This window comes from Micromonospora sp. WMMD882 (assembly GCF_027497255.1).
Lineage (GTDB): Bacteria > Actinomycetota > Actinomycetes > Mycobacteriales > Micromonosporaceae > Micromonospora.
Window position 1 is genome coordinate 3348581 of the sequence record NZ_CP114903.1, and the last position, 14480, is coordinate 3363060.

The 14480-nt window shown below is 71.3% G+C and carries 14 protein-coding genes; 3 read left to right on the forward strand and 11 right to left on the reverse strand.

Translation table 11 applies throughout. The features are described 5' to 3' along the window. Positions 1-20 precede the first annotated feature (20 nt). The 4 genes from O7606_RS13790 to O7606_RS13805 are packed head-to-tail and all read right to left on the reverse strand — an operon-like array spanning position 21 to position 3976. Positions 21-812 carry an ABC transporter permease gene (locus tag O7606_RS13790; protein ID WP_281594428.1) on the reverse strand — a complete coding sequence of 264 codons (792 nt, stop codon included), beginning with the start codon at positions 810-812 and terminating at the stop codon, positions 21-23. After that, positions 813-1661: an ABC transporter permease gene (locus O7606_RS13795; protein ID WP_281594429.1), complete on the reverse strand. Its 849-nt coding sequence runs from the start codon at positions 1659-1661 to the stop codon at positions 813-815. Then, complete coding sequence (locus O7606_RS13800; RefSeq protein WP_281594430.1) at positions 1658-2785, reverse strand: ABC transporter ATP-binding protein; 1128 nt, start codon at positions 2783-2785, stop codon at positions 1658-1660. Before O7606_RS13800 ends, O7606_RS13795 begins: the two co-directional genes overlap by 4 nt. Before the next feature lie 6 nt (positions 2786-2791). Beyond that, positions 2792-3976 carry a spermidine/putrescine ABC transporter substrate-binding protein gene (locus tag O7606_RS13805; protein ID WP_281594431.1) on the reverse strand — a complete coding sequence of 395 codons (1185 nt, stop codon included), beginning with the start codon at positions 3974-3976 and terminating at the stop codon, positions 2792-2794. A 210-nt stretch (positions 3977-4186) separates the two neighbouring features. Between O7606_RS13805 and O7606_RS13810 the strand changes: the two genes are divergently transcribed. Further along, on the forward strand, positions 4187-4699 hold the full coding sequence (locus O7606_RS13810) for an Lrp/AsnC family transcriptional regulator (RefSeq protein ID WP_281594432.1): 513 nt from the start codon (positions 4187-4189) through the stop codon (positions 4697-4699). Between the two features lie 259 nt (positions 4700-4958). On the opposite strand, the gene O7606_RS13815 is transcribed toward O7606_RS13810, so the two are convergent. The 3 genes from O7606_RS13815 to O7606_RS13825 all read right to left on the reverse strand — a co-directional run bounded on the left by O7606_RS13815 (position 4959) and on the right by O7606_RS13825 (position 6729). Continuing rightward, entirely contained in the window at positions 4959-5363 is a 405-nt protein-coding gene (locus tag O7606_RS13815) for a hypothetical protein (RefSeq protein ID WP_281594433.1), read from the reverse strand. Positions 5364-5782: 419 nt separating this feature from the next. Beyond that, positions 5783-5971, reverse strand: coding sequence for a DUF397 domain-containing protein (locus O7606_RS13820; RefSeq protein WP_281594434.1), 189 nt, complete (start codon positions 5969-5971; stop codon positions 5783-5785). Continuing rightward, positions 5962-6729, reverse strand: a complete 768-nt coding sequence (locus O7606_RS13825; RefSeq protein ID WP_281599658.1) for a DUF5753 domain-containing protein — start codon at positions 6727-6729, stop codon at positions 5962-5964. Before O7606_RS13825 ends, O7606_RS13820 begins: the two co-directional genes overlap by 10 nt. 249 nt (positions 6730-6978) lie before the next feature. Here O7606_RS13825 and O7606_RS13830 point away from each other — a divergent pair, with 249 nt between their 5' ends. Further along, entirely contained in the window at positions 6979-8325 is a 1347-nt protein-coding gene (locus O7606_RS13830) for an aspartate aminotransferase family protein (RefSeq protein WP_281594435.1), read from the forward strand. 64 nt (positions 8326-8389) lie between these two features. Here the strand turns inward: O7606_RS13830 and O7606_RS13835 are convergent, their stop codons facing one another. Beyond that, positions 8390-8767: a DUF3499 domain-containing protein gene (locus O7606_RS13835; protein ID WP_281594436.1), complete on the reverse strand. Its 378-nt coding sequence runs from the start codon at positions 8765-8767 to the stop codon at positions 8390-8392. A 221-nt stretch (positions 8768-8988) separates the two neighbouring features. Here O7606_RS13835 and O7606_RS13840 point away from each other — a divergent pair, with 221 nt between their 5' ends. Beyond that, on the forward strand, positions 8989-9432 hold the full coding sequence (locus O7606_RS13840; protein ID WP_281594437.1) for a metallopeptidase family protein: 444 nt from the start codon (positions 8989-8991) through the stop codon (positions 9430-9432). A 43-nt stretch (positions 9433-9475) separates the two neighbouring features. Here the strand turns inward: O7606_RS13840 and O7606_RS13845 are convergent, their stop codons facing one another. The 3 genes from O7606_RS13845 to O7606_RS13855 form a co-directional block, all read right to left on the reverse strand. Beyond that, on the reverse strand, positions 9476-9733 hold the full coding sequence (locus O7606_RS13845; RefSeq protein ID WP_088980572.1) for a WhiB family transcriptional regulator: 258 nt from the start codon (positions 9731-9733) through the stop codon (positions 9476-9478). 693 nt (positions 9734-10426) lie between these two features. Further along, the gene (locus O7606_RS13850) at positions 10427-13090 is read right to left on the reverse strand and encodes a bifunctional FO biosynthesis protein CofGH (protein WP_281594438.1); all 2664 of its coding nucleotides are present in this window, start codon (positions 13088-13090) and stop codon (positions 10427-10429) included. A gap of 164 nt (positions 13091-13254) precedes the next feature. Next, entirely contained in the window at positions 13255-14460 is a 1206-nt protein-coding gene (locus tag O7606_RS13855) for a hypothetical protein (RefSeq protein ID WP_281594439.1), read from the reverse strand. Positions 14461-14480: the final 20 nt, after the last annotated feature.

The window sequence follows — 14480 nt, forward strand, 5'->3', positions numbered from 1 at the left end:
AGGGTGCCCCCACCTGCGCCTCAACGGGAACGGGGCGTGCGGATGGTGTGGAACAGGACGAGCAGCAGCGCGATCGCGAACATGGCGGTGCCGACGACGTTGACCTGCGGCGGGATGCCCCGCTGGGCGGCGCCCCAGACGTACATCGGGAACGTGACGGTCGCCCCGGCGTTGAAGTTGGTCACGATGAAGTCGTCGAACGACAGCGAGAACGACAGCAGCGCGGCGGCGACGATGCCGGGCCACGCCAACGGCAGGGTGATCCGGCGGAACGTCTGCCACGGCGAGGCGTACAGGTCCATCGCCGCCTCCTCCAGCCGCCGGTCCATGCCGGTCAACCGGGCTTTCACCGTCACCACCACGAACGACAGGCAGAACATGACGTGCGCGACGACGACGGTCCAGAAGCCCTGCGGCACCCCGGCGGAGACGAACAGGGCGAGCAGGGATGTGCCCATCACCAGCTCCGGGGTGGCCAGCGGCAGGAAGACCAGCACGTCGACGGCGGCCCGGCCACGGAACCGGTGCCGGGTCAGCGCGAACGCCGTCAGCGTGCCCAGCGTGGTGGCGACGACCGTGGCGAGGAACCCGATCTGCACGCTGCGGACCACCGCGTCGCACAGGTCCGCGCTGGCGCACGGGTTCCGCCAGTTGTCCAGGGTGAACTCGTGGAAGTCGTACGACAGCCGGCTGGCCGGACGGTTCAGCGACAGCGCGGCCACCACGGCAACCGGCAGCAGCAGGTAACCGAGGACGAGCAGGGCCACCCCGACCACCCACCGGTCGGCCAGCCAGCGCGCCGCCCGCGACACTCAGATCACCTCCGCGCGGTCGCCCCGGCGCAGGTAGGCGAAGACCATCGCGAGGACCGCCGCCATCAGCAGGAACGACAGCGCCGCGCCCTGCGGGTAGTCCAACCGCACCAGGAACGCCGAGTCGATGACGTTGCCGACCATGTACTCGTTCGGCGTGCCCAGCAGCTCGGCGTTGATGTAGTCGCCGCTGGCCGGGATGAAGAACAGCAGCGTCCCGGCGACCAGACCCGGCATCGACAGCGGCAGCACCACCCTGCGGAACGCCTGCGCCGGGCCCGCGTACAGGTCGCCGGCCGCCTCCAGCAGCCGGACGTCGAGCCGTTCCAGGCTCGCGTACAGCGGCAGCACCAGGAACGGCAGGAAGTTGTACGTCAACCCGAGCACCACCGCGAACGGGGTGGCCAGCAGCCGCCCGTCGGCGTCCAGCAGGTGCGTCGCGCGGAGCAGCCCGACCAGAGCGCCGTGGTCCGACAGGATGGTCTTCCAGGCCAGGGTACGGACCAGGAAACTGGTGAACATCGGGGCGACCACGCACACCAGCAGCAGGTTCTTCCAGCGGCCGGCCTTCAGGGCGATCGCGTACGCCAGCGGGTAGCCGAGCAGCAGCGCCACCACCAGCGCCGCCCCGGCGTAGCCGAACGAGCGCGCCAACTGCGGCCAGTACGCCTGCACCGCGTCCGGGTAGTTGCCGAACGCCCAGGTCATCGCGTAGCCGGTGGCCAGCGAGCCGGCCGGGTCGTAGAGGCTGGTGGCGGCGAGCTGGAGCAGCGGCCCGACGAAGAAGACCGCCAGCCAGGCCACCCCCGGCAGGAGCAGCAGGTACGGCAGCAGCCGCCGCCTGCTCACCGGCGCGCCCCGGCCGGGTCGCGGGGCAGCAGGAAGGCGTGTTCGGGCGCCCAGTGCGCCAGCACCCGCGCGCCGACCGGGTGCCGCCCCTCGGCGTCGGTGTTGGCCGCGAAGACCGTCAGCTCGTCGCCCCAGCCGGTACGGACCAGGTACTGCGTGCTCACCCCCACGTAGGCGGCGTCGCTGACCACCCCGGGGACGTGCTGGTGTCCTTGCGGCAGCTCGGCGGCGGAGCCGACGAGTCGCAGCTTCTCCGGGCGTACCCCCAGGTGGACCGGACCCCGGTCGACGCGGGCACGGCCGACGGGCACCGGGAAGCGCGAGCCGTGCGCGGTGACCACGACCTCCTCGCCGCCCGGACCGCCGACGGACCTGCCGGCGGCGTCGGCGGCGATCAGGTTGCACTGGCCGAGGAAGGTCGCCACGAAGGCGGTGGCCGGGAACTCGTACAGCTCGACCGGTGGGCCGAGCTGTTCGATCCGGCCGGCGTCGAGCACCGCGACCGTGTCGGCCATCGTCATGGCCTCCTCCTGGTCGTGGGTGACGTGCACGAAGGTGGTGCCGACCTCGGTCTGGATCCGCTTCAGCTCGGTCTGCATCTGCCGGCGCAGTTTCAGGTCGAGCGCGCCGAGCGGCTCGTCGAGCAGCAGCACCTGCGGGTGGTTGACCAGGGCGCGGGCCAGCGCGACCCGCTGCTGCTGCCCGCCGGAGAGCTGGGCGGGGCGACGCTTGCCGTACCCGGCGAGCTGCACCAGGGCCAGCATCTCCTCGACCTGCCCGCGGGGCGACCGGATGCCCCGGCGGCGCAGCCCGAACGCGACGTTCTCGGCGACGTCCAGGTGCGGGAAGAGCGCGTAGCTCTGGAAGACGGTGTTGACCGGCCGCCGGTACGGCCGCAGCCCGGTGATGTCCCGGTCGCCGAGGAGCACCCGCCCGGCGGTGGGCTCCTCCAGACCGGCGACCATGCGCAGCGTGCTGGTCTTGCCCGAGCCGGAGGCGCCGAGCAGGGCGAAGAACGACCCCTGCGGCACGGTCAGGGTGAGGTCGTCGACGGCGGTGACCGGGCCGAACCGTTTGGTCAGGCCGACCAGCCGCAGGTCACCGCCGGACGCGTCGCTCGCCATCGCGCCTCACGCTCCGATGATCTGCTGGAACTTCGACTCGTACGTGCGCTCGGCCGTTTCGTCGAGGGCCATGAACACCGTCGACTTCGCCAGCAACGCCTCGTCGGGGAAGATCAGCGGGTTCGCGGCCAGCTCGGGGTCGATCTTCTCCAGCTCGGCCTGCGCGCCCTGCACCGGGCAGATGTAGTTGACGTACGCGGCGAGTTTCGCGGCGACCGCCGGGTCGTAGTAGTGGTCGATCAGCGCTTCGGCGTTGGCCCGGTGGGTGGCCCGGTTGGGCACCAGCAGGTTGTCGGAGAAGAGCAGCACGCCGGAGTCCGGCGCGACGAACCTGATCTTCTCGTTGTCGAAACCGAGCTGCACGATGTCGCCGGACCAGCCTACGCACGCGGCGATGTCGCCCTTCGCCAGCTCGGGGGCGTAGTCGTTGCCGGTGAACCGGCGGATCTGGCCGCTGTCCACGGCCCGTTTCAGCTTGGCCAGCGCGTCGTCGAACTGGGCTTCGGTGAAGTTCGCCGGGTCGTGCCCGTTGGACTGGAGCAGCAGACCCATGGTGTCGCGCATCTCGGCCAGCGCGGTGACCCTGCCCTTGAGGTCGGGCCGGGTCAGCAGCTCGTCGACGGTACGGATCTCCCGGGTGACGCTGCCGTTGTAGGCGAGACCGGCCAGCCCGGACTGCCAGGGCACGGCGATCCGGTTCTCCGGGTCGAACGAGCGCCCCTTCAGCGAGGGCAGCAGGTTGGCCTGGACGTTCGGCAGTTTCGCCGGATCCAGTTTCTGGATCCAGCCGAGCCGGATCATCCGGGCGGCCATCCAGTCGGTCAGGACGATCAGGTCCCGCTCGGTCGACTGGCAGGCGGCGAGCTGGTTGCGCACCTTCCCGAAGAACTCGTTGTTGTCGTTGATGTCCTCGGTGTAGGTGACCTGGATGCCGGTCGCCGTCTGGAAAGCGTCCAGGGTGGGACGTTTCGCCCCGTCCGCCTCGTCGACGTCCATGTACTGCGGCCAGTTCGAGAAAGTCAGCTTCCGCTCGTCGGCGGAGCGGTCCTCGCTGACGCAGTCCTCCTCGCTCCGAGTGGCCGCTTCGGTGCCACAGCCGGCCACCGCGCCACCCGTGGCGAGCAGCGCCGCCGAGCCGAGCGCGCCGGACAACAGGCCACGCCGGGAGACCGTCCGGAGGGGACGACGCATGTGACGGCTCCTTGGGGGTGTGCGTCGACGAGGGGCACGGGGCCGCCGCCGGCGGGAGGGCCAGTGCGATCGGTCGAACGATACTGACATGAGGGAATCTTGCGAACAAGGGATTCCGTCGCGACGTTGGTTCTGAGCGACTAAATGCGCCAGACTCCCTGATGATCGCCGCGCAACGGTAACCGCCGCTTGATGTGAAGGAAATCCGCGATGTCCCAGCCCCAGCCGGAGAGCCCCGGACTCGCCCGCCGGGTCACCGTACGCCAGGGGGCCCACCACGCCCTGCTCGACGACGTGGCGAAGCGGATCATCGAACAGCTCCAGGAGGACGGCCGGCGGCCGTACGCCACCATCGGCAGGGCGGTCGGGCTCTCCGAGGCGGCGGTGCGGCAACGGGTGCAGCGGCTACTCGACGCCGGGGTGATGCAGATCGTCGCGGTCACCGACCCGCTGCAGCTCGGCTTCCCCCGCCAGGCCATGATCGGCCTACGCACCGACGGCGACCTGGAGTCGGTCGCCGACCGGCTCGCCGAGCTGCCCGAGGTCGACTACGTGGTGATCACCGCCGGATCGTTCGACCTGCTCACCGAGGTGGTCTGCCGCAACGACGACCACCTGCTGGAGATCCTGCAACGGCTGCGCGCCGTGCCGGGCGTCGTCTCCACCGAGGCGTTCGTCTACCTCAAGCTGCGCAAACAGACCTACACCTGGGGTACGCCCTGAGCGCCTTCCCGCCCCACCGCCGTTCCCGCCGGACCTTGACGCCATTTTCGGGGAAACAGGGGTGTCGACGCCCGATGAGGCCACTATTTTTCCGATGTTGCGTGAACCTGGATGCGGCTCCGCCGACACCAGTGCATGGTGCCGGCGGAGCCGGACCGACGACAACGATGTTCCGACCCTACGGGTGGGGTGAATCCGCTGAATCGGTCGCAGTCGCAGCACTTTTCGGAAAATTGCCGTGACGGGCGATCCCGCGGAATCAGGCCCCTGGAACTTCCACACGACCGCAGTCCTGCGGATTCCCGGTTGAGCCGTTCTGACGACAGGCAACGATCTTCACCCTGGCGCCTTCCCTGTTGACGTCGACGTTGTTCCCCTCACAAGCGCCGGCACCTCCACCGACGTAGACCTCGCGGAACTTGTTCCAGGAACCGTCTTCCTGCTTGATCTCGATCCAGCCGACCGCGCCCATGGAGTCGGCGTCCCGGTCGCAGACCGTGTAGATGTCGCCGTCGTCCTTGTACTGCGTTCTCGCTCCGGCGACTCCGGCATCGGTGCTTTCCGCCGTGCCATCGGCAGCCAGGGCCGGCGAGGAGATTCCGACCCCGGCAAGCATGATTCCGCAGGTAAGAACGACACCGGCAAGCAACCTACGAGCTCCCATTGATTAACCTCCGCAAAGCCCGAGGAACTTGGATGCAACAACCAAGCTCCATGCGAATGGATCAATTAGTTTCGGAGTCTATGCCACCTTCCGAAACCGTGCAACACGACCATTTTTGATCTTCGTGCTTAAGGTCGCCAGCAGGGTCGAAACGCGAACCGCAGCCCCTTAACGGCAATGAGCTGCGACAACAGGTATTTGTCGGCGTACGCGTGAGGGCGGCTACGCCCCTGGCCGCCGAACCATCCACGGCACGCGATCCGGTGAATCCCCAGGCTAGGGGCCGCCAATGGAAAGAATGCCTCGAAAAGTTCGGCACCAGATTGCCTATGTGGTGATCGCCCCTGGAGGGAGGCACGCCAGGGGCACGCTTCTGACCCGTCCGCGACCGGGGTCGGGGTCGGGCGGCCCGGGAGACGTCAGCGTGTGCCGGCGTAGGCGACGAACGAGCGCCAGGCGGCCGGGGTGAAGGTCAGCGTGCCGCCGTCGCGGTCCTTGCTGTCGCGCACCAGGACCCGGCCGGGCAGGTTGTCCGCCACCTCGACGCAGTCGCCGCCGTTGTTGCTGCTGCGGGTCGCGGTCCGCCACCGGGCGGGGGTCATGTCCATGTCTGCGCCACTTCCCTGATCAGCTCGACCGACCGGCGACGCGGGAACGCCTCGCCGGTGATGCTCTCCCACCTTCGGCTCAGCGTAGCGACGTCGTCCGGATCCGTCACCACCTCACCCCGGAGCTGATTGTCCAGATAGGCCACTTCCCGCGCGTCCGGCATCCGGGCCAGCACGAACGGCCCGGCCAGGCCGGTGTGCCAGGGGCCATCGGCCGGGATCAACCGGACCTGGACGTGCGGCTCCTCGGCGGCGTCCGCCAGGCGCAGGAGCTGCTCGCGCATCACCGCGCGGTCGCCGACCCGCCGACGCAGCACCGCCTCGTCGAGCACCGCCACGAGCTGCGGGGGCGGCTCCCGCCGCAGCACGCACTGCCGGGCCAGCCGGCTCGCCACGATCTGCTCCACCTCGTCGGGCGGCAGCAGGTTGCCGGTCCGCAGCATCGCCCGGGCGTACGCCTCGGTCTGGAGCAGGCCGGGCACCAGCAACGGTTGGTAGGACCGGAGGTCGGTGGCCTCCTGCTCCAGGTCGGCCCAGGGGCGGAACCAGGGCAGGTCCCGACGACGGTACGGCTCGGGCCACAACTCGGCCGCCGCGTGGCCGAGCACGGCCGCCACCGCGACCCGGGTACGGGGGTGCGGGATGCGCCCGAGGGCCACCCAGCGCCCCACCGTCTTCGGGTCGACGTCGACCTTGGCGGCGAGGGAGTCGGCGGTCTCGCCGGCCGTCGCCATCGCCACCCGTAACGCCTCGTTCATGACCAGCTTCTTCGTCCACATGCTCACGCACCGCACATTATCGACTACGCAACGCGGAGGGGTACCGCACGTCCCGGACATCTTCGGGACCTTTCGACCGTCCCGGGGGCGTGGCGCGTTCCACGGAATCCGTCGCGTCCAGCCAGTTAGACTTCTGATTCCTTGCGCTATCGTGGGGAACTGTGCGATAACCGGGGCAGTGAGGCCGGCTCACCCCTCTCGCCGGCCCGTGACCCGATGGGGCCCGCCATGGCTGACGTCACCGACCACCTCTGGCTGCACTTCACCCGGATGGCGAGCTACCCCGGCGGGGAGGTGCCGACCATCGTGCGGGGCGACGGGGCGTACGTCTGGGACGACCGGGGGCGGCGCTACCTGGACGGGCTGGCCGGGCTGTTCGTGGTCAACGCCGGTCACGGGCGGGTCGAGCTGGCCGAGGCAGCCGCCCGGCAGGGCGCGGAGCTGGGTTACTTTCCGCTCTGGTCGTACGCCCATCCGAGAGCGATCGAGCTGGCCGAGAAGATCGCCTCCCTGACGCCGGGCGACCTGAACCGGGTCTTCTTCACCAGCGGCGGCTCCGAGGCGGTGGAGTCGGCATGGAAGTTGGCCCGCGCGTACTTCAAGCGGGTCGGCAAACCGACCAAGCACAAGGTGGTCAGCCGGCATCTGGCGTACCACGGCACCTCCATGGGGGCGCTGTCGATCACCGGGCTGCCCGGGTTGAAGGTGGACTTCGAGCCGCTGGTGCCCGGCGGGATCAAGGTGCCGAACACCAACTTCTTCCGGGCCCCGGAGCACGGCGACTCGCCCGAGGCGTTCGGCCGGTGGGCCGCCGACGAGATCCGGCGGGCGATCGAACGGGAGGGCCCGGACACCGTCGCCGCGGTCTTCCTGGAGCCGGTGCAGAACGCCGGCGGGTGCATCCCGCCCCCGCCCGGCTACTTCGACCGGGTACGGGAGATCTGCGACGCGTACGACGTGCTGCTCGTCTCGGACGAGGTGATCTGCGCCTGGGGCCGGCTCGGCGAGTACTTCGGCGCGACCCGGTACGGCTACCAGCCGGACATCGTCACCACCGCCAAGGGGCTCACCTCCGGCTACTCCCCGCTCGGCGCGATGATCGCCAGTGACCGGCTGATCGAGCCGTTCCTCACCGCGACCGGCATGTTCGCCCACGGGGTGACCTTCGGCGGGCACCCGGTGTCCTGCGCGGTGGCCCTGGCGAACCTGGAGATCTTCGCCCGGGAGGACCTCAACGGTCAGGTCCGCGCCCGCGAGGCGGCGTTCCGCGCCACCCTGGAGAAGCTGCGTGACCTGCCGATCGTGGGGGACGTCCGGGGCGACGGCTTCTTCTACGGCATCGAGCTGGTCAAGGACCAGGCGACCCGGGCGGCGTTCGACGAGGCGGACTCGGAGCGGTTGCTGCGCGGTTTCCTCTCGCACGCCCTGTTCGAGGCGGGTCTCTACTGCCGGGCCGACGACCGGGGCGACCCGGTGGTGCAGCTCTCCCCGCCACTGGTCTGCGACCAGCGGCAGTTCGACGAGATGGAGCAGACCCTGCGCGCCGTGCTCACCGAGGCGTGGTCCCTGCTCTGACCGCGCCGCCCGGCCAGGCGGGCCCGTCAGTGGGTGGGCGGGGCGTCAGTGGGTGGGCGGGGCGTCAGTGGGTGGGCGGGATGACGCGGAGGTGGCCGCGGCGACCGGTCTGCGGAGACTGGTTGGGGTGCTCGGAGCGCTGCTCCGGGTCCTGCGGGGGGCGGGGGGCCGGGCGGGCGGCCTCGCGGACCGCCTCGGCGAGCGCCACCAGGTCGTCGGTGGTGGGCGGCGGCGGCTCGAACTCACCCTCGTGCCGGACGACGTCCCAGCCCCGGGGGGCGGTCAGGTTACGGGCGTGCGGCTCACACAGGTCGTACGTGTGCGGCTCCGCGAAGGCCGCAAGTGGACCGACGACGGCGGTCGACTCGTTGTAGACATAGGTCAATGTGGCGACCGCTTGCCGGGGGCAGCCGTTTCTGGAGCAGCGCCGTGATGACCTCACGTGCGGCAGGGTATCTCCATTACCGGGTCCGCCGCACCGGTTCACGGTGCGACACGCGCGTCAGCGAGATCACAATTCGGCGGCTGGTGGGCGATTCGTCGGTTGCGGGAGCTGCGGCCGGCCGGGCGGCACGCCGGGCAGCGGGGCGGCCGGGTCCAGCCGGCACGCCGGGCAGCGGGTCGTCGCGGCAGGCCAGCGGGGACGGGGGCTACCCTGTGCCCATGACCAGTCCGGAACACCGACGCCCCGGCCGACGGGTTCGCCGCGACCGGCACGGCCGCGGTCTGCGTGGGCGGCTGGTGCCGGCGACGGTCCCCCTGGCACGGACGAAGGCGGAGGTCTTCGACGATCTCGTGCTGGACACGGTCGAGACCCTGGAGCGCCGGTTCGCCACCGAGCTGGCCGGGGTCGAGTTCGCGGTCGAGGACGTGCCACCGGATCTGAACGTCTACGACTCCGACGTGCTGGAGGACGGCGAGGTCCCGTTGGCCCGGCTGTTGCCGGGGCGGCCCGGCCGGCAGGAGGTCCCGCCCCGGATCGTGCTCTACCGGCGGCCGTTGGAGTTCCGCGCGATGGACCGGGAGGATCTCGCCGATCTGGTCCACGATGTCATCATCGAGCAGGTCGCGAACCTGCTCGGGATCGATCCCGACGAGTTGACCTGACCGGCCCGGACCGGGCGGCCCCCTCCGCCCGGCACGGTGCGCGTCAGGCCACCCGCCGCTTGAGCTTGCGACGCTCCCGCTCGGAGAGGCCGCCCCAGATCCCGAAACGCTCGTCATGGCCGAGCGCGTACTCCAGGCACTCCGTCTTCACCTCGCAGCGGGAGCAGATCCGCTTCGCCTCGCGGGTCGAGCCGCCCTTCTCGGGAAAGAACGCCTCCGGGTCGGTCTGCGAGCAGAGCGCCCGCTCCTGCCACTCCGGCGCGTTTCCGAGCAGGTCGGCCACTTCAAGCTGGCCGTCCATCAGATGCCTCCTTGTCGTGCACCGGCGTCATCGCCGCTGCAACCCCCACGCGGAAAGGCGCGTTTGTCCCTCCGGTGCCGATTTGATGCGTTCCGTGTAGACAACCCCATTCAAATTACACGTGTGTAATACGTGCGCCGTCAAGCCGGACTTGATAATGGAGTCGCCCTCCCGACACGCCCCGGGCCGCCATCCGGGCCACCCGGCCCTCGCAACCTGCCCTATCGATTCAGACCCCTGAGGAGTAACGCCCCCTCCGGCGAGTCGCCGAGATTTCTCCCGTGGCGCTCCACCGTCCGACCCGCGGCGCGCCGTCCGGGAGGACGGTCGGAGAGCCGGTACGCCAAGATCAAAGATCTTGGTGGGGCACAGGTTAACGCGGCGGACGCGCGACCGCCCACCGAGCCCCGGCCGGCGGCCACCCACCGCCCACCATGTGGACAAAACAGCACAGCGCTCGCGCCGGCCACTGCGAATTGGACCGAGACCGCGCTGCTCGGCAGGGCACAGTCGACCTTCCGACAGTCCACGACGCAGACTTGTCCATCGACACACGCTGTCCCACCAAACGGTACGGAGACACCACGCCGGACAGCTACCCGACAGAACGCCGAGCCCCCGTTTCCGCCACCCGGCACCGACCGTGGGAATTCCACGGCTGACATTCGCGTACGGCGGGAACTGCGCGGCCGGTCAGTCCCGCCGACCGTAAGCCGTGGTGCGTCGACGGGCCGGTCGACCGGCCGCCACCGCGATCGCCCGCAACTGCTCCTCGGTACGCGCCGAACCGTTTCCGGAGCCGGCCATTCGGGAGATCGTCTCCTCCATCAGGGTGCCGCCCAGGTCGTTACAGCCGCCCCGCAACATCGCCACCGTGCCCTCGTCACCCAGTTTCACCCAGGAACACTGGATATTGTCGATCCGGCCGTGCAGCAGCAGCCGCGCCATCGCGTGCACCACCCGGTTCTCCCGCCAGGTCGGCCCGGAACGGGCGATCCCCGCCAGGTAGATCGGCGCGTTGGTGTGCACGAACGGCAACGCCACGAACTCGGTGAACCCGCCGGTGCGGTCCTGCACGCCGGCCAGCACCCGGAAGTGCGCCAGCCAGTGCGCCGGATGGTCGACATGCCCGTACATCATCGTGGAGCTGGACCGGATGCCCAGCTCGTGGGCGGTGGTGACCACCTCGACCCAGGCGGACGTCGGCAGTTTGCCCTTGGTCAGCACCCAGCGCACCTCGTCGTCGAGGATCTCGGCGGCGGTGCCCGGGATGGTGTCCAGCCCGGCCTCGCGCAGCCGCGTCAGCCAGTCCCGGACGCTCACCCCGGCCTTCGCCGCCGCCGTCACCACCTCCATCGGCGAGAACGCGTGCACGTGCATCCCCGGCACCCGCGCCTTGATCGCGCGGACCAGGTCGGCGTACACGGTGACCGGCAGTTTCGGGTCGATGCCGCCCTGCATGCACACCTCGGTCGCGCCGGCCGCCCACGCCTCCTCGGCCCGGTCCGCGACCTGCTCGACGGAGAGCCGGAACGCGTCGGCGTCCCGCTCCCGCTGGGCGAACGCGCAGAACCGGCAACCCACGTAGCAGACGTTCGAGAAGTTGATGTTGCGGTTCACCACGTAGGTGACGTCGTCGCCGACGGTGTCGCGGCGCACGTCGTCGGCGAGCCGGCACAGCGCGTCCAGCGCCGCGCCGTCCGCGCCGAACAACGCCAGCGCCGCGTCGGCGTGCCGGGGGTCGAGCAGCGCCGCCGGATCGTCGGCGGCCAACCGCAACCCGGTACGGAGCTCCGCGTCGCCCCCGCCTGCGGCGGCTGCCGCCCCGACCGACCGGGTCGCTTCCGTCGGCGTCCCCTCCGGCCCCGGCGCCCACGGGCTCTCCGTCGGACCGCCTGCGACGGCTGCCGCCCCGGCCACCTCGGACCAGTCACCGTAGACGCTGTCGAAGTCGCCCCGCCGGTCCCCGGTCCGGCCGGTGGTGTCGATGCTGGCGTGCAGATCCGTCCGGCCGCCGTGCGTCTCCTCCGGCTCCTGCCAGGGGCGCCCCACCGGCCGGGCCGACTCGACGGCCAGCCCGGTCTCCGGGTCGGCCAGCGCGGTCACGTGCGGCAGCAGCCGAGGATCCAGCCACGGATCACCGGCCCGGACGTACTCGGGATAGATGGTCAGCCGCTCGCGCAGGGTGAACCCGGCGGCGGCGGTGTGCTTCGCCAGCTCGTCGAGCTGCGGCCAGGGCCGCTCCGGGTTGACGTGGTCCGGGGTCAGCGGCGACACCCCGCCCCAGTCGTCGATGCCGGCGCGCAGCAGCAGGTCGTACTCGCCGGCGATGAGGTTCGGCGGGGCCTGGATGCGGGCCTTCGGGCCGAGCAGGACCCGGGCCACCGCCACCGTCGCCGCCAGATCGCGCAGCTCGGCGTCGGGCATGCCGCGCATCGCCGTGTCCGGCTTGGCGCGGAAGTTCTGGACGATGACCTCCTGGAGGTGGCCGTACTCCCGCTGCGCCCGACGGATCGCGAAGATCCCGTCCACCCGCTCGGCGGGAGTCTCGCCGATGCCGATCAGCAGGCCGGTGGTGAACGGCACGCCCACCCGGCCGGCGTCGGCCAGCACCCGCAGCCGGACGGTCGGCTCCTTGTCCGGCGAGCCGAAGTGCGGGCCGCCCGGCTCCGACCAGAGCCGGGTGGCGGTGGTCTCCAGCATCATGCCCATGCTCGGCGCGACCGGCTTGAGCCGCTGCAACTCCGACCAGGACAGCACCCCCGGGTTGAGGTGCGGCAGCAGGCCGGTCTCCTCCAGCACCGCCACCGCGCAGGCGCGCAGGTAGTCGACAGTGGAGTCGTACCCCCGTTCGTCCAGCCACCGCCTGGCGGCCGGCCACCGCTCCTCCGGACGGTCACCGAGGGTGAACAGCGCTTCCTTGCAGCCCTGCGCGGCGCCCTCCCGGGCGATCGCCAGCACCTCGTCCCGGTCGAGGAAGGCGGCCGGGAGACGGTGCGGCACGGTGGCGAAGGTGCAGTAGTGGCAGCGGTCCCGGCAGAGCCGGGTCAACGGGATGAAGACCTTCTTGGAGAACGTGACCACGCCGGGGCGACCCGCCGCGCGCAGCCCCGCGTCCCGGACCGCGCCGGCGATCCGGAACAGCTCGTCCAGTTCGTCACCCCGGGCGGCGAGCAGCGTGGCCGCCTCGTCGACGTCGAGGGAACGCCCGGTGGCCGCCCGGCGCAACGCCCGCCGCACCCCCGCCCCACCCGAACTCCCCGCCCCACCCGCCCCGCCCGGGTTCCCCGCCCGGCCCGAGCCCTCGACCCCGCTCGTCCCGGCCGTACCCGTTACCGCCTCGGCACTCTCCCGCATCCCGCCACCCTATGCCGCCCCACCCCACCCCAACCCGTTCCCCCACACCCCGCTCCCCACCCCACCCCCGCCCGCCGAGCCAGGGAAGACCGTCGTTCGCAGAGATCAACTAACGACGGTCTTCCCTGGATCGAGACAGTGGTGGGGGTGGGACGGGTGGAGGGTCAGGGGTTGAGGGGGTGGGTGCGGTCGGAGTCGGGGTGGGGGTCGCGGGGGACGGGCTGGGTGCGGTCGCCTTCGTCGTTCGAGGTCGGGGCGTCGGGCGCGGCGGGGACGGCCTGGGTGGCGTCGTCGGACTGCTGACCCGGGACGGCCTGGGTGGCGTCGTCGGACTGCTGGCGCGGAATGGCCTGGGTCGGATCAGCCGACGGCGGCTGACCGAACGGCGGCGCGGACGGCGGCGCGCCGAACGACGGGCCGGACGGCGGCGCGCCGAACGACGGGCCGGACGGCGGCGCGCCGAACGGCGGGGCCGACTGCGGCGCGCCGAACGACGGACCGGACGACGGCGCGCCGAACGGCGGGGCCGACTGCGGAGCCGACTCGCCGAACGACGGAGCCGCCTGCGGGGGCGACTGCGGGGCGGGCTGCCCGAAGGGCGGGGCCGAGGACGGGGCCCCGAACGACGGCCCGGACCGGGCGGCCGGCTGACCGTACGGCGGGGCGGACTGGGGAGCGCCGTACGGCGGGGCCGACTGCGGCGCGCCGAACGGGGTCGACTGCTGGCCCGGCTGGCCGTACGGCGGGGCCGGGTAACCGGGCTGCTGGCCGTACGGGCCGGACTGCGGCTGGCCGGGCTGACCCGGGTAGCCGGGGTAGCCCTGCTGCTGCGGCCAGCCCGGCTGGGGCTGCCCGTAGACGCCGGGCTGCGGCTTCGGCTTCGGCACGTGGTAGAGCTTGCGCCAGACCTGGTACACCACGAGCGTGGCGACCCCGAGCACGGCCAGCGCGGCGGCGGAGCCGAGCAGGAAGAGGAAGGAGTTGCCGACCTCCCCCTCGGCGACGTTGCCGATCAGGGCGATCAGGAAGGTCAGCCCGCCGAACAGCACACCGGCCGCCAACTCGAGCAGGGCCACCTGGGTGATCAGCTTGGCCTTCGGCAGCGCCGGCTGGATGTGCGTGGCGAGCAGGAACGCCAGCACCGGCAGGGCGACCGCCTCGATGCCGGCGAAGTAGCCGAAGGCGGTGCCGGCCCGGCCGGTGAAGGTGCTGAACGACGACATCGGCACCAGCAGTCGGATCAGGCCCACGAAGAGCAGTACCGCGTTCGCGCCGAGGAGCACGAGGGCGACGAGTTCCCGGAGTGGCTTGGTGTGCTGGGCGGCCGTCGGCGCGTCGGGCGTCGACGCCGGCTCGGCGGGGCTGGTCAAGGGGCTCCCCCTCTTCGGGC